The 19,218-nt window shown below is 70.4% G+C and carries 18 protein-coding genes; 6 read left to right on the top strand and 12 right to left on the bottom strand.

Annotated elements, in window-relative coordinates:
* Positions 1-58 precede the first annotated feature (58 nt).
* Both ruvC and NUG21_RS06080 read right to left on the bottom strand, forming a co-directional pair.
* Positions 59-655 (bottom strand): crossover junction endodeoxyribonuclease RuvC, encoded by a 597-nt coding sequence (gene ruvC / locus NUG21_RS06085; RefSeq protein WP_263392563.1) that lies wholly within the window; start codon positions 653-655, stop codon positions 59-61.
* 82 nt (positions 656-737) lie between these two features.
* Positions 738-1,472 carry a YebC/PmpR family DNA-binding transcriptional regulator gene (locus tag NUG21_RS06080; RefSeq protein ID WP_010344319.1) on the bottom strand — a complete coding sequence of 245 codons (735 nt, stop codon included), beginning with the start codon at positions 1,470-1,472 and terminating at the stop codon, positions 738-740.
* 305 nt (positions 1,473-1,777) lie between these two features.
* On the opposite strand from NUG21_RS06080, the gene NUG21_RS06075 reads away from it, so the two are divergent.
* On the top strand, positions 1,778-2,680 hold the full coding sequence (locus tag NUG21_RS06075) for a hypothetical protein (protein ID WP_263392562.1): 903 nt from the start codon (positions 1,778-1,780) through the stop codon (positions 2,678-2,680).
* A gap of 95 nt (positions 2,681-2,775) precedes the next feature.
* On the opposite strand, the gene NUG21_RS06070 is transcribed toward NUG21_RS06075, so the two are convergent.
* The 5 genes from NUG21_RS06070 to aspS all read right to left on the bottom strand — a co-directional run bounded on the left by NUG21_RS06070 (position 2,776) and on the right by aspS (position 6,428).
* Positions 2,776-3,402, bottom strand: a complete 627-nt coding sequence (locus NUG21_RS06070; RefSeq protein ID WP_263392561.1) for an esterase/lipase family protein — start codon at positions 3,400-3,402, stop codon at positions 2,776-2,778.
* A gap of 7 nt (positions 3,403-3,409) precedes the next feature.
* On the bottom strand, positions 3,410-3,721 hold the full coding sequence (locus NUG21_RS06065; RefSeq protein ID WP_263392560.1) for an I78 family peptidase inhibitor: 312 nt from the start codon (positions 3,719-3,721) through the stop codon (positions 3,410-3,412).
* Between the two features lie 99 nt (positions 3,722-3,820).
* Positions 3,821-4,339, bottom strand: coding sequence for a GNAT family N-acetyltransferase (locus tag NUG21_RS06060; RefSeq protein ID WP_160946517.1), 519 nt, complete (start codon positions 4,337-4,339; stop codon positions 3,821-3,823).
* A 3-nt stretch (positions 4,340-4,342) separates the two neighbouring features.
* Entirely contained in the window at positions 4,343-4,645 is a 303-nt protein-coding gene (locus tag NUG21_RS06055; protein ID WP_019797556.1) for a hypothetical protein, read from the bottom strand.
* 31 nt (positions 4,646-4,676) lie between these two features.
* The gene (gene aspS / locus NUG21_RS06050; RefSeq protein ID WP_019797557.1) at positions 4,677-6,428 is read right to left on the bottom strand and encodes an aspartate--tRNA ligase; all 1,752 of its coding nucleotides are present in this window, start codon (positions 6,426-6,428) and stop codon (positions 4,677-4,679) included.
* A gap of 160 nt (positions 6,429-6,588) precedes the next feature.
* Between aspS and NUG21_RS06045 the strand changes: the two genes are divergently transcribed.
* The gene (locus NUG21_RS06045; RefSeq protein WP_263392559.1) at positions 6,589-7,542 is read left to right on the top strand and encodes a DUF3011 domain-containing protein; all 954 of its coding nucleotides are present in this window, start codon (positions 6,589-6,591) and stop codon (positions 7,540-7,542) included.
* 173 nt (positions 7,543-7,715) lie between these two features.
* On the opposite strand, the gene NUG21_RS06040 is transcribed toward NUG21_RS06045, so the two are convergent.
* Positions 7,716-8,054 (bottom strand): FmdB family zinc ribbon protein, encoded by a 339-nt coding sequence (locus NUG21_RS06040; RefSeq protein WP_263392558.1) that lies wholly within the window; start codon positions 8,052-8,054, stop codon positions 7,716-7,718.
* 71 nt (positions 8,055-8,125) lie between these two features.
* Positions 8,126-9,409 carry a cation:proton antiporter gene (locus NUG21_RS06035; protein WP_263392557.1) on the bottom strand — a complete coding sequence of 428 codons (1,284 nt, stop codon included), beginning with the start codon at positions 9,407-9,409 and terminating at the stop codon, positions 8,126-8,128.
* 508 nt (positions 9,410-9,917) lie between these two features.
* Here NUG21_RS06035 and NUG21_RS06030 point away from each other — a divergent pair.
* Positions 9,918-12,248, top strand: coding sequence for a TonB-dependent receptor (locus NUG21_RS06030; RefSeq protein ID WP_317852486.1), 2,331 nt, complete (start codon positions 9,918-9,920; stop codon positions 12,246-12,248).
* Between the two features lie 70 nt (positions 12,249-12,318).
* Positions 12,319-14,487 (top strand): phosphocholine-specific phospholipase C, encoded by a 2,169-nt coding sequence (locus tag NUG21_RS06025; protein WP_263392555.1) that lies wholly within the window; start codon positions 12,319-12,321, stop codon positions 14,485-14,487.
* A 114-nt stretch (positions 14,488-14,601) separates the two neighbouring features.
* Here the strand turns inward: NUG21_RS06025 and NUG21_RS06020 are convergent, their stop codons facing one another.
* Complete coding sequence (locus tag NUG21_RS06020; protein ID WP_263393039.1) at positions 14,602-15,543, bottom strand: alpha/beta hydrolase; 942 nt, start codon at positions 15,541-15,543, stop codon at positions 14,602-14,604.
* Between the two features lie 314 nt (positions 15,544-15,857).
* Positions 15,858-16,766 (bottom strand): class A beta-lactamase, encoded by a 909-nt coding sequence (bla, locus tag NUG21_RS06015; protein ID WP_263392554.1) that lies wholly within the window; start codon positions 16,764-16,766, stop codon positions 15,858-15,860.
* 98 nt (positions 16,767-16,864) lie between these two features.
* Here bla and NUG21_RS06010 point away from each other — a divergent pair, with 98 nt between their 5' ends.
* Together NUG21_RS06010 and NUG21_RS06005 are read left to right on the top strand one after the other, a co-directional pair.
* Positions 16,865-17,743 (top strand): LysR substrate-binding domain-containing protein, encoded by an 879-nt coding sequence (locus tag NUG21_RS06010; protein WP_263392553.1) that lies wholly within the window; start codon positions 16,865-16,867, stop codon positions 17,741-17,743.
* Positions 17,744-17,951: 208 nt separating this feature from the next.
* Positions 17,952-18,242 carry a hypothetical protein gene (locus tag NUG21_RS06005; RefSeq protein WP_237473104.1) on the top strand — a complete coding sequence of 97 codons (291 nt, stop codon included), beginning with the start codon at positions 17,952-17,954 and terminating at the stop codon, positions 18,240-18,242.
* A 435-nt stretch (positions 18,243-18,677) separates the two neighbouring features.
* Here NUG21_RS06005 and NUG21_RS06000 read toward each other — a convergent pair whose 3' ends face one another.
* Complete coding sequence (locus NUG21_RS06000; RefSeq protein ID WP_263392552.1) at positions 18,678-19,193, bottom strand: YcxB family protein; 516 nt, start codon at positions 19,191-19,193, stop codon at positions 18,678-18,680.
* Positions 19,194-19,218: the final 25 nt, after the last annotated feature.

The following is a 19,218-nucleotide window of genomic DNA, read 5'->3' as shown; positions in this document are numbered from 1 at the left end:
CGCGCACGCGCCCGGCTGTTGCCAATCCCCAATCCCCAATCCCCAATCCCGGCTCTACTCATTTCCTGCTCCACGCCTGCTGCGTGCTGACGCCCAGGCGCTGCGCGGTGGCGCGCACGTGGGCATGGGTGATGGCGACGGCCAGCGCGTCGGCGGCGTCGGCCTGAAGTTTGCCGGTCAGGCTCAGCATGAGACCGACCATGTGTTGCACTTGTTGCTTCTCCGCCGCGCCCTTGCCGACCACGGCGAGCTTGATCTCCTTGGCGGCGTACTCGTGCACCGGCAGGTCGCGCAGCACCGCCGCGCAGATCGCCGCGCCACGGGCGTGGCCGAGCTTCAGCGCCGCGTCGGCGCTCTTGCCCATGAACACCCGCTCGATCGCCACTTCCTGCGGCCGGTACTCCTCGATCAGCGCGTCCAGCCCGAGCAGCAGGCGCTTGAGCCGCAGCGCGAAGTCGCCCTCGCCCAGCAACACCAGCGGCGCATGGTGCACGTGCCGGGTACGGCCGGCCGCGTCCACGTCGATGATGCCCACGCCGGTGCGCTGCGAGCCAGGGTCGATGCCGAGGATGCGGGTGGAGCCGGGATTGGGGATTCGGGAATCGGGAATCGGGAAAGCAGCGCCCGTGCGGGCAGAGATGCCCGTGGCAGCCATCGACGTCTGCGATGCCTCCGGCACAGGCACGGCGCTCTTCCGGGTCCCGGGTCCCGGGTCCCGGGTCCCGGCTTTCATGGTGTCAGCCCCCGTCACTCAGCGCGGCCTGGTCCACGTTGGAATAGACGTTCTGCACGTCGTCCAGGTCTTCCAGCATGTCCAGCAGCTTGCGCACCTGCACCGCGGTGTCGCCGTCCACGGCGATGTCGTTGTCGGCGCGGAAGGTGATTTCGGCATGGTCGGCGGCCAGGCCAGCCGCGTCCATGGCGTCCTTGACCGCCTGGAACGCTTCCGGTGCGGTCAGCACGTCGATCGCGCCGTCCTCGGGATAGACCACGATGTCGTCGGCGCCGGCCTCGATCGCCGCCTCGGTGATCTTCTCCTCGTCGGCGCCGGCGGCGAAGCTGAGCACGCCCAGGCGCTTGAACATGAAGGCCACCGAGCCGTCGGTGCCCATGTTGCCGCCGCACTTGCTGAAGGCATGGCGCACGTCGGCCACGGTGCGCACGCGGTTATCGGTCAGGCAGTCGACGATCACCGCCACGCCGCCCGGGGCATAGCCCTCGTAGCGCACTTCCTCGTACTCCACGCCTTCCAGTTCGCCGGTGGCCTTCTTGATCGCCCGCTCGATCACGTCCTTGGACATGTTGGAGGCCAGCCCCTTGTCCATCGCCACGCGCAGCCGCGGGTTGTTGGACGGATCGCCGCCACCGGCGCGCGCGGCGACGCCGATCTCGCGGATGATCTTGGTGAAAATCTTGCCGCGCTTCGCATCGGATGCGTTCTTGCGGGCTTCGATCGAGGGGCCTCTACCCATGGGGCGTTCCGGACAGTTGTAAGGACAAGGCGCGGATTTTACCTGATGCCGCGCACATCCCGGGGTCCGGCCACGCCGGTGACTCGCCGGAACCTGCGCCATGCCCGGTCGCTCGCCACCGGGAGCGCCGCTGCCCCGCGCTGGCCGACACGCCTGCCACAGCGCACACCAGGGCCGTGGTGCCTATCAAGCAGCGGCGGACTGTCTACCCGCAGGCACAGCGGCGTGCGAGAACTGTCAGCCCCATGGGAACGCTGAACGCACACGAGTCGCGCCCGCGTTCCATCGCACCGAAGGAGATCCCCATGTCCCGCAGTACGTCCATCCCCGTCCCGTTCCTGTCGCTGGCCCTGCGCTGCCTGGGCCTGGCTGCGCTTGCCGCCCCGGGCCTTGCCAGCGCCCAGACCGACGCCTTCCGGGGGCGCTACAGCGCCGGCTTCACCACCTATGCGATCAGCGGCCAGGAACCCCGCGCGGCGGGCAAGTACCCGGTCTACGTGCATATCGGCGGGACCGGCGAGAACTACCAGAGCAATTGGGCGATGGCCGCGGTGAATGCCGCGGCGGCCAAGGGCTTCGTGGCCGCCTCGGTGGAGTACGACAACACCAGCTTCGGCAGCTGCGGCGTCATCGGCAACCGCGCCAAGGCCATCTTCGATGCGCAGAATCTCAACAGCGCCATCGCCCAGATTTGCGCCCGCGACAAGGCCGACTGCTCCAAGGGCGTGGTGACCGGCGGGCTCAGCCAGGGCTCGATCATCTCGGTACTGGCGCACGACTACGATCCCCGGGTCGCCGCCTCGTTCGGCCAAGGCACCGGCGCGACCTACACCGCCTACTACAACCTGGCGTCCTGCATCGCCGACGGCAACCATTCGCTGCCGTCCGATCGCCTGCGCATCATCAACGGCGAGCGCGACATGTTCGTCGGCGGCACCGAGAACATCGCCCGCACGCAGGCGCAACTGGTCACCGGCCTGCGCTGCGACGGGCAGCAGTCGTGCTTCAGAAGCAACGGCAGCGGCTGGTACATCGTCAAGAACCGGGAGGTGCAGGACCTCTACGCCGACCACTGCTTCATGGGCTTCGGCGGCTACCCCGGCACCCAGTGCACGGGACTTCTGGTCGACGGCAACTACCGCAGCGGCACCGCCGCCTGGGCGCTCAATCCCACGCTGGACTGGTTGAAGACCTTCGTGACGCCATAAGGCACGGCATCGCCCCGCACCGGCGCCAAGGCGGTCGCGGAGACCGACGCGGCGCGGCCGACGCCGCAGGGCGTCGGGTTCTGGCGGCCGCCGGCTCAGGCGGCGAAGCGACCGTCGCGCAGGAACGCGGCGGTCTGCCGCGCGGCCTCCACCGAGAACAGCAGGCCGCTGTGGCTGGCGCGGACCTGGCAGTGATCGCCCAGGCCGGGCACGCGGGTCTCGGCCAGGGCCACGCTGCCGTCGGACTCCGGCCCCAGCGCGGCGAAGCGCGCGCCCAGCCCACGCGCCACGGTGCCAGCGACCATGCCGACCTCGGCCGGCCCGTCCCAAGGTGCCACGCCCCGCTGCAACAGCGCCGCGCTGCGGCCCAGCGCCAATCCGAGCCGCCGTTGCGCCAGGGCACGCGCGGCGGCACTGCCGGCCAGCGGGCTGCCCAGGCACACCACCCGGGTCACCGGGAGCGAGGGCACCTGCCGCAAGGCCTGCAAGGCGATCAGGCCGCCGAGGCTATGCCCGACCAGCGCCACCGGACCGATGGCGGCCATACGTTCGATGCGGGCGTGCAGCCGTGGGAGCGCGGCTTCGGCGCCGCCGAACGCGGTCGAATAGCCGAAGCTGGCGACGCGCCAGCCATCGCGACGCAGGCGCAGCGCCAGCGGCAACAGCCACGGCCGCGCGTTCCAGATGCCATGCAGCAACAGCACCTGCGGCGCGACGGCCATGCGGGGTTCAACCGCAGGTGGTGCGGACGATGTGATTGCTGCCATCCAGGAACACGTTGAGCCGGTCCAGGCGCAGATCGCGGGTCACCGCCTGGCCCGGCGCGATCGGCCGCACCACGCCGGCTCCGCTCTCCTTCCAGACCCGGCTCATGGTCGCCTGGGTGGCCTCCTGGCCGACCGCCCAGGCCACGGCCTCGACGTTGCAGCGGCCATCGCCCTGCACAGTCGGCCCGCCACTGGCCGGCTGCAGTTTGGCCGGCGGCGCGCACGCGGCCAGCAACGGCAACACGGCGGCGATTCCCATCCACGGTCGGAACATGACGCGCTCTCCTGCAGGCTGGACAGGCCAGCACTCTAGCGCGCCTGCGTTGCCGCGGTGTCGACGTGGCGGCGACTGGGGCGCGCCCGGCTGCAGGCCTCAGGCCGCGCGCGGCGGCCGGCGCAGGATGAATTCCAGGTCGCGCACCTGCCCCACCGGGAACTCGTAGGTGCCGACCTTCTCGAAGCCGTAGCGCGCGTAGAAACGCTGCGCGCCCAGGTTCTCCGACCACACGCCGACCCACAGCGTGCGCGGGCCGTCGCGCTCCAGCCAGGCCAGGGCGGTCTCGAACAGCCTCGCACCCCAACCGCCGTTCTGGTGCGCACGCAGCAGGTACAGCCGCTTCAGTTCGCCATCGCCGGGACGCACCTCGGCATGCGGCAGGCCGCAGGGACCGGCCGCGGCGTGCCCGACCACGGCGCCGTCGTGCTCGACCAGCCAGATCGCGTAGTCCGGATGCGCCAGCACCACCTGGGCGCGCTCCAGCGAATAGGCCTCGTCGAGGAAGGCCTGCAGGTCCTGCGCCGGATACAGATGGCCGAAGGTTTCGCAGAAGGTGGCCGCGGCGATGCGGGTCACCGCGGCGGCATCGTCCGGCGTGGCGCGGCGAATCAGCACGGCTCAGCGCGCCGGGTGCGCGGCGTCGGCGTCAGCCTCTTCGCCGTCGTCCTCGTCTTCGTCGTCGCCGTCTTCCTCGTCCTCTTCTTCCTCTTCGTCTTCCTCGTACTCGTAATCGTCCTCGCCGAAATCCTCGCCGTCCCAACGGCCCTCCGGATCCGGCACGAACGCCAGCGGCGCGTTGGCGCCGCTGCCAGCGCGCACCAGCCAGCCGCCGAACACGCGCGCGCGCTGGGTGACGATGGCCTCCACTGCGCCCTCGTTGCCGAGGGTTTCCCACTCCAGATTGAATGCGGTCTCGCTCATGTGTCGGCCTGCTACGGTTGGGAGAACGGGATCACTGCGCCTGCGGGCGTACCTGCACGTGCACTTCGGCCAGCTGCACGTCGGCGATCGGCGACGGCGCGTCGGTCATCAGGTCCTGCGCGCCGGTGGTCTTGGGGAACGGGATCACGTCGCGGATCGACTCGGTACCGGCCATCAGCGCGGCGATACGGTCGATGCCGAAGGCGATGCCGCCGTGCGGCGGCGCGCCATAGTTCAGCGCATCCAGCAGGAAGCCGAACTTGGCGCGCGCTTCCTCGGCGCCGATGCCGAGCAGCTCGAACACCGCGCTCTGCATGTCCGGACGGTGGATACGGATCGAACCGCCGCCAATCTCGTTGCCGTTGAGCACCATGTCGTAGCCGCGCGAGACCGCGGTCTTGGCGTGCGTGCGCAACTCGGCGATGTCGTCCACCGCCGGCGCGGTGAACGGGTGATGCAGGGCCACGTAGCGCTGCGCCTCCTCGTCCCACTCGAACATCGGGAAATCGGTGACCCACAGCGGTCGCCAGCCGTCGGCGATGAGGTTGAAGTCCTTGCCGGCCTTCAGGCGCAGCGCGCCCATGAAGTCGGAGACCTTGCCGTAGGCGCCGGCGCCGAAGAACACGATGTCGCCGTTGCCGGCGCCGACGTGGGCGAGCAGCGCGGCGAACGCGGCCTCGCCGAAGAACTTCTGGATCGGCGAGCTGATCTCGCCGCTGTCGGCGATCTTGACGTAGGCCAGGCCCTTGGCGCCGTACTTGGCGGCGTGCGCGGCGTATTCGTCGATCTGCTTGCGCGAGAGGCTGGCGCCGCCGGGAATGCGCAGCGCGGCGACGCGGCCATCGGGATCGGCGGCCGCAGCGCTGAACACCGCGAAGTCGCTGTCCTTGACCAGCTCGGCCACGTCAGTCAGCTCCAGCGCGATGCGCAAGTCCGGCTTGTCCGAGCCGTAGCGGCGCATGGCCTCGGCCCAGGTCATGCGCGGGAATGCGGCATCCAGTTCGACGTCGACCACTTCCTTGAAGATGGCGCGGACCATCGCCTCGACGAAGTCCTGCACGTCGCGCTCGCGCACGAAGGCGAACTCCATGTCGAGCTGGGTGAACTCGAGCTGGCGGTCGGCACGCAGCGCCTCGTCGCGGAAGCAGCGCGCGATCTGGTAGTAGCGGTCGAAGCCGGCCACCATCAGGATCTGCTTGAACAGCTGCGGCGACTGCGGCAGCGCGTAGAACTCGCCCGGGTGCATGCGCGCCGGCACCAGGAAGTCGCGCGCGCCTTCCGGGGTGGCCTTGGTCAGGATCGGGGTCTCGATGTCCTGGAAGCCGCGCTCGTCCAGGTAGCGGCGCAGCGCCTGCACCAGCTTGATGCGGGTGCGCTGCATGCGCTGCATCTCCGGGCGGCGCAGGTCCAGGTAGCGGTACTTCAGGCGGGTTTCCTCGCCCGGGTTCTCGTGCGCGTGGAACGGCAGCGGCGCGGCCTTGTTGAGCACGGTGATGGCCGTGGCGATGACCTCGACCTTGCCGCTGCGCAGCTTGTCGTTGACCGCATGCCGCGCGCGCACCACGCCCTCGACCTGCAGCACGTCCTCGTAGCCGAGGCTGGCGGCGACCTTGAACACCTCCGCGTTCTCCGGCTCCACCATCACCTGCACGATGCCTTCGTGGTCGCGCAGGTCAATGAAGCACACGCCGCCGAGGTTGCGGGCCACGTCGGTCCAGCCGGCCAGGGTAACGGTTTGGCCGATCAGGGTCTCGTCGACCAGGCCGCAGAAGTGGGTACGCATCGCTAGCTCCAACAAACAGGGGGCGGCCGGCGCAGAAGGCGCCGGCAAGCCCGGTATTCTGCGGCGGCGCGTCGGCGCGGGCAAATCGCGCATGACTCATCCTGGCTTAAGTCGGCCTGCGGCTATAGTCCGCGCACCATTCACGGGGAGGAGAGAACCCATGTTGAAGCCCCTTGGCACCTGGCTGGTGATCGCCGCGCTGGCCCTGGCCAGCGCCCCGGCCGCGGCCCAGAGCGCCCGCGCCTACGCCCCGCAAGACCTGCGGCAACTGTCGATCCCCGCCCGGGTGCGGGTGATCGAGCGCGAATACGCCGACCAGTCGCGCGGCCGGCAGATCCCCGACGACCAGCTCGAGTTCTACCTGGACCAGATCGACCGCGGCTGGGGCTTCGGCAACATCCAGCAGGACATCGCCACTTCGCTGCGCGGCAGCGGCGGCGGCTGGCGGCAGGAACCGGGCTTCGACGGCCGCACCGTCGCCTGCTCCAGCAACGATCGCCGCCGCCAACAGTGCGCAACCCCGTTCCGCGGGCCTGCCCGCTTGGTCGGCACCCTCTCCGACTCGCCCTGCATCGAGGGCCGTACCTGGGGCTCGGCGCCGGGCGTGGTGTGGGTGGACCAGGGCTGCCGCGGCCGCTTCGTCGAAGGTCGCGGCGATTGGGGCGGCAACTGGGGCGGTGGGGGCGGTGGCGCGGCCGGCACCGTGCGCTGCGAGAGCCAGGACCAGCGCCAGCGCGTGTGCCCGACCGGCTGGCGCAACGCCATGCTGGTACGCCAGCTGTCGGACACCCGCTGCATCGAGGGCCGCACCTGGGGCTCGCGCGATGGCGCGGTGTGGGTCGATGACGGCTGCCGCGGCGAGTTCGCCCCGGGCCGCGGCGGTGGTGGCGGTGGCTGGGGACCGGGCCGGCCGCCGCTGGACAGCGGCTATACGGTGACCTGCAGCAGCGACGACAAGCGCCTGCGCACCTGCGCCTGGGACCGCCGCCAGGGCCGCCCGGTGCTGATCGAACAGCTGTCGGGCACCACCTGCGCGGAAGGCCGCAGCTGGGGCTACGAAGGCAATACGGTGTGGGTCAACGGCGGCTGCCGGGCGCGCTTCGGCGCGCGCTGAGCCAGGCGAATGCGGGCCGCCCGCGATGTCGGGCGGCCCGATGCCGGCGTGAGAAGTCGATTTCCAGGGGCGGCTCGTGCCTTTTGGGGACTACCGCGACCGGGTGACGCCGGTCGCGGCTGAAGCCGCTCCTACGAGGAGCCGCGCCTGGCGCGGCTTGGCCAGGGCGGGACTCAGGTCGCCGCAGGCTTGGCCGCGGCGGGCGCCGGCGCCGGGGCGGCGGCAGCCGCCGGCTTGGCCGGGGCGTCGGACGCAGCTGTAGCCGCGGGCTTGGCCTCGCTGCTGCCGCCGGTGCTGCCCGACTCGGCGAGGTTGCGCTTCTTGTCGCCGTCCTTCTTGAAGTCGGTCTCGTACCAGCCGCTGCCGGACAGGCGGAACGCCGGTGCAGTGAGCTGGCGCTTGACCGCCTGGGCGGCGCAGGACGGACAGGTCTCAGGATCCGGATCGGACAGTTTCTGCAGGCGGTCGAAGCTGTGACCGCATGCGGCACATTGGAAAGCGTAGATCGGCATGGCGGCAAAAACGCGAGAGCAACGGAGGCGGCCAGTATGGGGGCCGCACGCCGGCTTTCAAGCGTTCTTGCTCATGCCGGCCCGGGCTGGGGCCGCGGCGCCGTCTCCGGCGCGCCCACGGGCGGCGTTGGCGCCTCCGCTACCGGCGCCTCGGCGACCGGCGCGTCCGGCGCCGCCGGTGCCTGCGCCGACGCGGGATCCGCCGGCGCAGCCGGCGCCGCTTCCAGCGGGCTGACGTCGAATGGCATGCGCAGCAACAGCGCCGGCAGCAGCGTGGTCAGGGCCGCGTACAGCAGCAAGGCGCCGAACAGGGCGTCGGCGATGGCGAAGCGGTCGCGCAGGATCCCGGCCAGCACCAGGGTGAAGATCAGCGTCGGCGACAGCGCCAGCGAGACCCGCAGGCTGCTGCGCGCACCTTCGCCGAACAGCACCCGCCGCTGCAGCCACAGAATGCCGATGCGCAGCGGCAGCACGCAGGCGGTCAGCGCCAGGCCCAGGCCCAGCGCCTGCAGGCTCAGCGCCCCGCTCGGCACCTTGGTGCCGGCATTGAAGAAGTAGAACGGCACGAAGAACGAGGCGAACAGGCGCACCGCCTGCAGGTTCTCGTCGGAGGCCAGCAGCGGCATGCGCTGGCGCAGCAGCCGCGCCACCAGCCCGGCGATGAACGCACCGACCAGGTAGTACACGCCCAGCGAATAGGTGATGTAGGCGGCGATCAGGCCGACCATCACCAGCAGCGAGAATTCCGAGCCCGGTGCCTGCGGCGCTACCCAGCGCCCCAGGGCCACGAACAGCAGCGGCAGGCCGACCAGCATCGCCACCAGCGCCAGGCTGGACAGGCCCATCTGCCAGGGATCGCCGGCCTGCAGGATCACGAACAGCGCCGCCAGCGCCAGCAGCTCGCCGGCGATGGCCTTGCTGGTGACCCAGAAGCGTTCCTCCTCGTCCAGCCCCAGCCGCCCCAGCGACTCGATGATGAAACCGGTGGACGGGGTCAGCAGGGCCAGCGCCAGCAGCCCGGCCGCCTGCCACGGCAGCGCCGCGTAGCGCCAGGCCAGCCAGCCGACGCCGAACAGGGTGCCGCCGCGCACCACCAGATGCAGCAGCAGCGGCCACAAGCCGCGGCGCAGCGCCTTCGGGTCCACTTCCAGGCCGGCGAACAGGAACAGCGACGAGATGCCGAGCGTGGCCAGCAGGGTCACCACCGGGTCGTGCGCGCGCGGTCCCATCGCCAGCATCGCGATGATGCCGAACAGCAGACAGGTCAGCGGCGCCGGCATCTTGAAGCGCTGCAGCGCGCGCGGGATCACCAGCAGGGCGAAGATCAGCAGCAGGTAGATCAGTTCGTGGCTCATCGGGCAGGAGGTTCCATCGCGGGCCCGCCGGCGGCGGCAGCGGCGATGATGCCGGTTCGCCCGTGTTGTGCGCCATCACGGCGAAGCGCCGGCTGCGGTCGCGGGCCCTGCGTAGCGTCTGCGTGCAGCGGCGCGTCCACGCGAGGCACTGCCTGCCTGCGGCAAATCCGCACCGCATCCAGGCATCCGTGCCCGACACGAACGTGTCACCGGCGCACACGCCGCGCACGCGAACGCCCTCCCGGGCAGCCGCGCAAACGCAACGGCTCCGCCTCGACCGCCGCCCCCCCCCCCCCCCGTTGCCGCTGCGCGTAGCGGGCGACATCGCCCCGCCTCGATTCATGCAGATTTGCGCATGATGCATGGATTCGCAAGATCCCGGTCATATGCACGAAACCGCTCGATCGGACCATGAGCGCCCCTCACGCAAGCCACGCAACCGATGACCGTTTCGGCGTATTTCCGCACCCCCGCCCCAACCCTGCTGGCCCTGGCGCTGGCCGCCAGCATCGCCTCCGCCCACGCCACCGAGGCCACCGACGCAGCGGAGCCCGCCACGCCTGCCGACAGCAGCGACCGGGTCTCGACCCTGGACCAGGTGCAGGTGCTCGGCCAAGCCACCACCTACGCCAAGATCAACGTCAGCAAGGAAGCGCTGGACCGCCAGTTCGCGATGAGCAGCGTCAACGACGCGCTCAACGAACTGCCCGGCGTGATCGCCACCGAGGCCGATGCGTTCGGCTCCTCCGACTGGGGCACCCAGATCAGCATGCGCGGCTTCGTCACCAACCGCGACGACCAGCAGATCGGCACCACCATCGACGGCGTGCCCAACGGCGGCTCGGCCTACGGCGGCGGCTCCAAGGCCAACCGCTTCATCGACACGCTGGACCTGGAGACGGTGGAGGTCAGCCAGGGCACCGCCGACATCGCCTCGCGCTCCAACGAAGCGCTGGGCGGCACCCTCAACTTCCTCACCAGCGAACCGCTGGACCAACAGCGCGTGCGCATGGCCTTCGGCATCGGCGACAACCAGGCGCGCAAGTACTACGCGCGCTACGACAGCGGCGACCTCGGCGGCACCCGCGCCTGGGTCAGCGGTTCGCATGCCAGCAACGACGACTGGATCGACGGCAGCGGCCACACCACCCGCGACCACCTGGCCGGCAAGTTCGTCAGCGACCTCGGCGCATGGACGCTCAGCGGCTACCTGTCCTACGACGATGCCAACGAATCCGAATACAGCAGCGTCACCCCGGCGCAGTTCGCCACCGATCCGGACCACGATCTGCTCACCGGCAAGCTCACCGGCATCCCCTACTACGACCAGAACTACCGCTCCGGCTCGCGCGCGCTGCGCAAGAACACCTTCGGCTACCTGCGCGGCCTGTTCGACGGCGGCAACGGCTTCAAGGCCACCCTGACCGGCTACGCGCACCGCATGAAGGGCCGTGGCGACTGGATTCCGCCGTACCTGGTCGACGTCACCAACGACGGCGCGGGCCAGCCCGAGTCCGAATACACCGGCGGCCATACCGTGTACGGCGGCAGCGCGCTGGGCAAGCTCTACTTCGTCACCCCGAGCGGCGCGGCCGCGAGCATGCTGCCGGGCTGCGCCGACACCGCGACCCTGCCCGCCGAGTCCAACCCGGCCTGCTACCCGGCCGGCTCGCTGCCGGTGCAGTCCTACCGCCACAGTCATTACGACAACCAGCGCGGCGGCGTCACCGCCGACGTGGAATGGGCGCAGGACTTTGGTGGACTGCACAACACCGTGCGCGGCGGCCTGTGGCTGGAACGCTACGACCGCAGCGTCACCCGCGACTGGCACCGCCTGCTCGACGTCGGCACCAACATCGCCTTCGACCACGTGCCGTACTGGGTGCAGTTCAAGGACGACTATCGCACCGACGAGCAGATGTACTACGCCGAGGACGTGATGCGCTACGGCGACTTCGCCTGGCGCGTAGGCGTCAAGCAGTTCTTCGTCGACCAGACCCGCGACCGCCGCATCGGCGACGCCGCGCACATCGAATCGGATTCGCACTCCGATCCGCTGTTCTCCGCCGGCCTGACCTGGACCACGCCGATCAAGGGCGTGGAAGCCTTTGCCGGTTTCTCGCAGAACTTCGCCGCGATCCCCTCTGGCGTGCTCGGCGAGACCGATCCGCTGGTGCTGAGCAAGGTCAAGCCGGAAACCGCCGACAACATCGAGGTGGGCCTGCGCATGAGCCGCTGGCCGCTGACCGGCAGCATCACCCTGTACGACATCCGCTTCGACAACCGCATCGTCTACGTGCCGGCCAACTTCGTCACCGGCATCGACTACCTAGGCGAGACCGACGGCGTCTACGAGAACTTCGGCGGCGTGCACTCGCGCGGCGTGGAGCTGGCGCTGGGCTACGCCTGGGACAACGGCTGGCGGCTCAACGGCGCCTACACCTACAACAAGGCGACCTACCTGGGCAGCGGCAACGCCGCGCGCGACCAGGCGCTGGAGATCGCGCCAGGCTCGCAGGTGATCGGCCAGCCGCGCCAGACCCTGGTGCTGTCGGCCGACTGGCAGGGAGAGCGCTTGCACGGCGGCCTGTCCGGCCGCTACCTCGGTCGGCGCTACCTGGATGCGGCCAACAGCGCGGCGCTGGATGCGGTGACCACCTTCGACGCCAATCTCGGCATCGCCCTGGGCGGGCTGTCGCCGCAGTTGCAGCAGGCCAGGCTGGACCTGGTGATCAGCAACCTCACCGACAAGCGCTACCTCAACGGCGTGGACGGCAGCGACAGCGCCTTCATCGCGCCGCCGCGCACCGTCGGCCTGACCTTCATGGTCGACCTGTAACCGGCGCCGTGGCAGTCTCGCGGCGGCGGCCGCTCCCGGCCGCCGCCGCATTGCGCTTTCCCGGACCAGCATGACCGACCAGACCCGCCGCCGGCTGCTCCGCGCCGGCCTCACCGCCAGCGCCGCCGCCCTGCTGCCGCCGAGCATCGCCCGCGCCGCGGCGATCGCCCCGGACGTGCGCAGCGGCACCATCGACGACCTGCAGCACGTGGTGATCCTGATGCAGGAGAACCGCGCCTTCGACCATTACTTCGGCAGCCTGGCCGGCGTGCGCGGCTTCGGCGACCGCTTCCCGATCCCGGCACCGACGCTGCCCGGCATCGCCCCGCGCACGGTGTGGCTGCAGCCCAGCGCCGACGGCAGCCGCCAGCTGGCCCCGTTTCCGCTGCGCACCGCGCACAATTTCGCCACCATGCGCGTGCAAGGCACGCCGCACACCTGGCCGAACGCGCAGCAGGCCTGGGACCACGGCCGCATGGGCCAGTGGCCGGCGGCCAAGCGCGACCACGCGCTGGCCTATTACGAACGCGACGACCTGCCGTTCCAGTTCGCCCTGGCCGAGGCATTCACCGTGTGCGATGCCTACCACTGCGCGATCCAGGCCGGCACCAATCCGAACCGCGTATTCCTGTGGACCGGGCAGAACGATCCGCACGCCCGCGCCGGCGGCCCGGTCATCGCCAACTCGCACGACAACTTCCCGGAACTGGGCGGCGACCCGGACGACTACCGCTGGCCCAGCTATGTCGAGGCCCTGCAGCAGGCCGGCGTGTCCTGGCAGATCTACCAGGACATGGCCGACAACTTCACCGACAACCCGCTGGCCGGCTTCGCGCCGTTCCGCGCGGCCTGGCGCGGTGCGCCCGGGCACGATCCGCAACTGCGCGCACGCGGCGTCTCCAGCCGCAGCCTGTCGCAGTTGCGCGAAGATGTATTGGCGGCGCGACTGCCGTCGGTGAGCTTCATCATCGCCGATGCCGCCGGCAGCGAGCATCCCGACCCGTCCAGCCCGGCGCAGGGGGCGGCCTACACCGCATGCGTGCTCGACGCGCTGACCGCCGACCCCAAGGTGTGGGCGCGCACCGCCTTGCTGCTGATGTTCGACGAGAACGACGGCTTCTTCGACCACGTGCCGCCACCGGCGCCGCCTTCGCCCGACCCGTCTGCGGCCGGCGGCCGGGCCGGCGCTTCCAGCGTGGACACCGACGGCGAATACCACCTGCACCCGGCGCCGGGCGACGCCAAGGCCGACCCGCCGGAACTGCGCGGGCGTCCCTACGGCCTCGGCCCGCGCGTGCCGCTGTACGTGATCTCGCCGTGGAGCCGCGGCGGCTGGGTCGATTCGCAGGTCTACGACCACACCTCGGTGCTGCGTCTGCTGGAACGCCGCTTCGGCGTCGCCGCCAGCGGTGTGAGCGCGTGGCGCCGCGCGGTCTGCGGCGATCTGCTCGACGCCTTCGATTTCCGCCAGGCCGATACCCGCCCCTTCGTCGCCGACCTGCCCGACGTGCGCGCGGCGGCAGCGCGTGCCGCCGCATTGCACGAGCACGCACTGCCGCCGCTGCCAGCGCAGGTGCAGGCGCCGCGCCAGGCGTTCGGCGTGCGCCGCGCGCGTGCCCTGCCGTATCGGCCGACGGTGCAGTTGCAGTACGGACGCGAACGCGGCGAGGTACAACTGCACATGGCCAACACCGGGGCGGCGGCGGTGCTGCACGTCTACGACCGCTACGACCTGGCCGCACTCCCGCGCCGCTACACGGTGGGCGCCGGCGCGACGCTGGACGGCACCTGGACCACCTACGACGGCGACTACGATCTGTGGCTGCTCGGCCCCAACGGCTTCCATCGCCACTACCGCGGTGACCTGAGCGCTCCGCTGCTGCAGGCCGACATCACCCAGGACCCGGACGATGCGCAGGCGCTGTGCCTGCTGTTGCGCAATCCTGGGACCGCGCCACTCAGCGTGTCGCTTGAACCGGCCGCCTACGCACAGGCACAACCCCGCCAACGCGTGACGCTGGCACCCGGCACCGAGCAGCGCATGCGCTGGAGCGCCAGGCCGAGCGGCGGTTGGTACGACCTGTGGCTGGTCCAGGACAACGCACGCCAGCGCCTGGCTGGCCGCGCGGAAAACGGCAAGCCCGGCATCAGCGATCCGGCGATGGGCGGACCGGCGCGGCTGTATCAGGAGCCCGCCGGAGGCGGGCGGGATTGGGGAGTCGGGAGTGGGGATTCGTGACAACGTCCGGGATTGGGGATTAGGGATTTGGGATTCGTGAAAGCGCAATCCGCGCGCCGACACGCTTTTGCCAATCCCGAATCCCCAATCCCGGCTGTTACGAATCCCGAATCTCTAATCCCGGCTCTCAAGCACCCCGATCGTCCGCAGCCAGGTCTCCACCAGCTGCGGCCACTGCGCGATCGGCAGGTCCTTGGCGCGCAGGCCGAAGGCATGACCGCCCTTGGCGTAGATATGCATTTCCGTCGGCACGTCGGCGTGGTTGAGCGCGACGAAGTACGCCAGCACCTGCGAGATGCCGTCCACATCATCGTCCTGCGCCTGCAGCAGGAAGGTCGGCGGGGTGTCGGCGACGACGCGGATGTCCGGACGCAAGGCCAGATCGGTGAAATCGCGGGTGTCGGCGTCCTCGTCCTCGTGCAGCCACAGATGGCCCGGATACACGGCGATGGCGAAGTCCGGGCGGCAACTGACGCGATCGGCGGCATCCACCAGCGAATAGGTGCGTTCGGCGAAATGCGTACTCACCGCGGCCACCAGATGGCCGCCGGCGGAAAAGCCCATCACTCCGATCTTGTGCGGGTCCACGCCCCAGGTCGCGGCCTGCTGGCGCACCAGGCCCAGCGTGCGCTGGGCGTCCTGCAGCGCGGTCTGGACCTTGGGGTAGTAGCGATGGCCATCGACCCAGGTCGGCCCCGAGTTCGGCACGCGGTACTTCAACAGCACGCAGGTGATGCCGCGCGCGGTCAGCCAGTCGCAGATCTCCGTGCCCTCCAGGTCCATCGCCAGCATCTGGTAGCCGCCGCCGGGAAACACCACCACCGCGGCGCCGGTGTTGTGGCCCTGCGCCGGGTACACGGTCATGGTCGGCCGGCTGACGTCGTGGATGGCCGGCCACCACGGCTTGCCCGGGCCGGGTCCGGCCGATTCCGGCTTCGGATGCGGCAATGCGTCCGGCACCGCGCCGGGCCAGATCGGCACCTGCACGTGGCCCGGCGTGGGATCCCACGCCCGCGCCTGCGCGGCGTGGGCAAACAGACCGAGGGCGATGGCCAAGGAACAGCACACGAATCGACGCACGGGACGCTCCGAACAGGATGGGGAATGGACGGGACCGCACGCGCAGGGCGCACGGCCGCGGCGGCTATGGGGGGTACGACGCAGGTGATCGCGCGTGGCATCGGCACGATGGCAACGCCGATGATCGCGAGCGGCGTCTCGTACGAATGGCTGTTGTCCCCGTTTGTGGGATCAGTCGCGACGGACCTTCCCGGTAAAGCCCGTCGCGGCTGAAGCCGCTCCTACGGAAGAGCGACCTGCATCCGGCGCGATTGCCGCGAACGCAGGCGATACAGCGCGCGCAATGCCGCCTAGCCGGTACGCAGCGTCTGCGCAGGCAGCGACGCCACCACCGCCTGCGCCACCGCTTTCAGCGCCGCATCGCGCGCGGCGCTGTCGACGGTCGCGCCGTTGAGATACGCGGTGAGCAACAGCGGCGTGGCCCGCCCCGGCGCCCACACGATGGCGATGTCGTTGCGGGTATCGGTGCCGTTGCTGCCGGTCTTGTCGCCGATCCGCCAATCCGCCGGCAGGCCGGCACGCAAGCAGTCGTTGCCGGTGCGGTTGTCGCGCATCCAGCCGATCAGGCGCTGCCGCGACGCGGGCTGCAGCGCCTCGCCGAGCAGCAGAGTGCGCATCGTCGCGGCCATCGCCGCCGGCGTGGTGGTGTCGCGCAGATCGCCGGCGACGACGTCGTTCATGCTTGGCTCGTTGCGGTCCAGGCGGGTCTGCGCGTCGCCCAGCGCACGCAGGAAGCGAGTCACGCCAGGCGGGTCGCCGACCAGCGGCAGCAGCAGGTTGGCGGCGGTGTTGTCGCTGTAGATCATCGCCGCCTGGCAGAGCTCGGCCACGCTGAGCGCGCCGCCGACATGGCGCTCGGACACCGGCGCATACGCCAGCAGATCCGCCTTGCGCACCGGCAGGCGCCGCTCCAGGGCCAGTTCGCCGCGATCGACCCGCTGCAGCACCGCTCCCGCCAATAGAAATTTGAAGGTACTGCACAGCGGGAAGCGCTCGTCCTGGCGCTGTCCGCCGAGCGTCGCGCCGCTGCCGTCGAGCAGGCTCACGCCGAGCCGGCCGCCACTGCGGCGCTCGATCTCGGCCAGCCGCTGCTGCAGCGTTTGCGCTGGGTTTTGCACCGTTTTCGCCTGTACCGCAGCCACCGCCAGCAGGCTCGCGCCCATGCCCACGCCCTGCAGGAACCGTCGTCTCGTCAGCATCGTCCACCTCCGTCGGGAGCCAGGATGATGTCCGCATTGACCCGCCCCCACCAGCGAGGTTATTCAATCGCACCCATGAGCCGAATTGATACCTGGCGATGACCCGCCCGCACCTGCCGCTGAACGCCCTGCGCGCCTTCGAGGCCGCGGCGCGGCACCAGAACCTGACCCGTGCCGCCGCCGAGTTGTGCGTGACCCAGGCCGCGCTGAGCCACCAGATCAAGCACCTGGAGGCACGCCTGGGCGTGCTCCTGTTCCAGCGTCTGCCGCGCGGCGTGGCCCTGACCGACGAGGGCCTGCGCCTGCATCCAGTGCTGACCGAGGCCTTCGACCGCATCGCCTCCACCCTGCAGCGCTTCGCTGGCGGTCGCTATCGCGAGACGCTGAGCGTGGGCGTGGTCGGCACCTTCGCGGTCGGGTGGCTGCTGCCGCGGCTGAACGCCTTCCATGCCGCGCATCCGGATATCGAACTGCGCGTGTACACCCACAACAACCGGGTCGACCTGGCCGGCGAAGGCCTGGACCTGGCGATCCGCTTCGGCGACGGCGACTGGCAGGGGCAGAGCGCCACGCCGATCCTGGACGCCCCTTTCGCACCGGTCTGCGCGCCGGCGCTGGCACCGCGGCTGCGCACGCCCGCGGATCTCGCCAGGACCACCCTGCTGCGCTCCTACCGACTGGACGAATGGCCGCGCTGGCTGCAGGCCGCCGGTGCGCCCGAGATCCAGGCCGGTGGCCCGATCTGCGACGCCTCGCTGACCCTGGCCAGCATCGCCGCGGCCGGCCACGGCGTGGCCCTGCTGCCACTGCGACTGTTCGCCCAGGACCTGGACGCCGGGCGCCTGGTCTGTCCGTTCACCACCCGGATCGACCTGGGCCGCTACTGGCTGACCCGGCTGCGCTCGCGCGCGGAAAGCGACGCCGGGCGGCGCCTGCGCACGTGGTTGCTGGCCGAGCAGGCGCTGCACCCGGAGTGAGCGGCGCCGCCAGCGCTGCACGTCGCGCCCCCAGCCCACTCGCCGCCCATCCGGCACGTGCTTTGCTAGTCCTACCAGCAGGGCCTGACAGCGATGTGAAGAATTTGTGCACTGCCGCTTGGCGGGCGTGTAGACACGAAATATGATCCTGGTCGCAGTGGCAATGTGCGCCGGGGATGGCGCTCACCGTTCAGGGGGAAACATGTTGATGAACCGTGTTGTCCTGACCGCCCGTCCGGGCCTGGTCTCGCGTGACGTCGTGCTGGCAGCCGCATTGAGCTGCCTGTGTGTACTGCATCTGGCCTACTTCCTGCGCGGCGGCGCCAGCGAATGGCACTGGGCGCTCAGCGCCGCGGGCCTGGCGCTGATGGCGCTCAAGGCCGGTCTGCGGCCGACGCCGACCGCCCGCCCCTCGCTGCAAAGCCTGCGCTCGCGCACGCCGCTGGACTGGGCCGCGATCGCCGGCGGCCTGCTGGTCGTGGCCAGCGCCGCCGCCTGAGCGTTACAGACCGGCGCTCTCGCGCTCTGGCCTCGCCTGGAGCCGCGTCAAGAAGCGATTGAAGCCCCTCTCCCACCGGGAGAGGGTTGGGTGAGGGTACGCCGGCATGCACGGCCGGCTACTCTGACTCCCTGGCACCCGCACCCTCATCCGCCCATTAGGGGCACCTTCTCCCGCGGGGAGAAGGAACCACTGGCAATGTCTGACACATGAGCCAACACCTCCACTGTTGATTGAATTGCTGGAAGCCCAGTTGCGCCTCTCCACGCGCGACCACCGCCCTTGCGGGTAGAGCTTTTCGCTGGCTGGGGGGGTGAGGCGTCGGGGCTGAAGCCCCTCCCACAGGGGTCCCGCTCGCGCTCCCGCCGTGCCTGAACCAGGCACGGACATCCACATCTCATGCATGTGCAGCGCAGGCCGCAACCGCGGCGCCTGCTACACGCTGCGCCTGCCGGTTCCGGTCCCCACCCGCGCCGCCAGCCGCCGGAACGCATCGCGCTGCGCGGCATCGGCGAACCAGGAGGTCGGCACCACGTCGAACGCGCGCGCATCGTGGTACAGCAGCAACACCTGCGGACTCTCGCGATAGCGGACGTAATCGCGCCAGCGGCGGCGCACCTCGCCGTTCGGCCAGGTAATGCGGATGCCCGCCTCGTCCCATGCATAGGTGTAGCGATGCTGCAGCTGCTCCTGCTGCGCATAGAGGAACAACAGCTTGCTCGGCAACACCCAGCCGTACCACAGCCCCAGCCAGATCGGGCCACCGCAGCCAACCCCGAGCAGCAGCGTGCCCAGCATGCTCGCCAAGGACCCGGGCGCGGTAAACAACAGCAGCCCCAAGCCGAGCACGAACGCAACACCCACCACGATCAGCGCGCGGCGCAAGCGATATCGATAATGCAGGCGCTGCGCGACGCGGTAATCGTCCAGGCGGATGTTGCCGCTGATCATCGTCGTCTCTCCCTGAGGGCGTGAC

This window comes from Xanthomonas sp. CFBP 8445 (assembly GCF_025666235.1).
GTDB classification, from domain to species: Bacteria; Pseudomonadota; Gammaproteobacteria; order Xanthomonadales; family Xanthomonadaceae; genus Xanthomonas_A; species Xanthomonas_A indica.
The sequence above is the reverse complement of the archived record's forward strand: the minus strand, read 5'-3'. Positions and strand labels throughout refer to the sequence as shown.

Coding starts and splice junctions, on each gene's coding strand:
- NUG21_RS06075 (WP_263392562.1), top strand. CDS start 1,778: ATGTCCCGCAGTACGTCCATCCCCGTCCCGTTCCTGTCGCTGGCCCTG.
- NUG21_RS06010 (WP_263392553.1), top strand. CDS start 16,865: ATGACCCGCCCGCACCTGCCGCTGAACGCCCTGCGCGCCTTCGAGGCC.
- NUG21_RS06025 (WP_263392555.1), top strand. CDS start 12,319: ATGACCGACCAGACCCGCCGCCGGCTGCTCCGCGCCGGCCTCACCGCC.
- NUG21_RS06045 (WP_263392559.1), top strand. CDS start 6,589: ATGTTGAAGCCCCTTGGCACCTGGCTGGTGATCGCCGCGCTGGCCCTG.
- aspS (WP_019797557.1), bottom strand. CDS start 6,428: ATGCGTACCCACTTCTGCGGCCTGGTCGACGAGACCCTGATCGGCCAA.
- NUG21_RS06035 (WP_263392557.1), bottom strand. CDS start 9,409: ATGAGCCACGAACTGATCTACCTGCTGCTGATCTTCGCCCTGCTGGTG.
- NUG21_RS06080 (WP_010344319.1), bottom strand. CDS start 1,472: ATGGGTAGAGGCCCCTCGATCGAAGCCCGCAAGAACGCATCCGATGCG.
- NUG21_RS06070 (WP_263392561.1), bottom strand. CDS start 3,402: ATGGCCGTCGCGCCGCAGGTGCTGTTGCTGCATGGCATCTGGAACGCG.
- bla (WP_263392554.1), bottom strand. CDS start 16,766: ATGCTGACGAGACGACGGTTCCTGCAGGGCGTGGGCATGGGCGCGAGC.
- ruvC (WP_263392563.1), bottom strand. CDS start 655: ATGGCTGCCACGGGCATCTCTGCCCGCACGGGCGCTGCTTTCCCGATT.
- NUG21_RS06065 (WP_263392560.1), bottom strand. CDS start 3,721: ATGTTCCGACCGTGGATGGGAATCGCCGCCGTGTTGCCGTTGCTGGCC.
- NUG21_RS06040 (WP_263392558.1), bottom strand. CDS start 8,054: ATGCCGATCTACGCTTTCCAATGTGCCGCATGCGGTCACAGCTTCGAC.
- NUG21_RS06005 (WP_237473104.1), top strand. CDS start 17,952: ATGAACCGTGTTGTCCTGACCGCCCGTCCGGGCCTGGTCTCGCGTGAC.
- NUG21_RS06000 (WP_263392552.1), bottom strand. CDS start 19,193: ATGATCAGCGGCAACATCCGCCTGGACGATTACCGCGTCGCGCAGCGC.
- NUG21_RS06055 (WP_019797556.1), bottom strand. CDS start 4,645: ATGAGCGAGACCGCATTCAATCTGGAGTGGGAAACCCTCGGCAACGAG.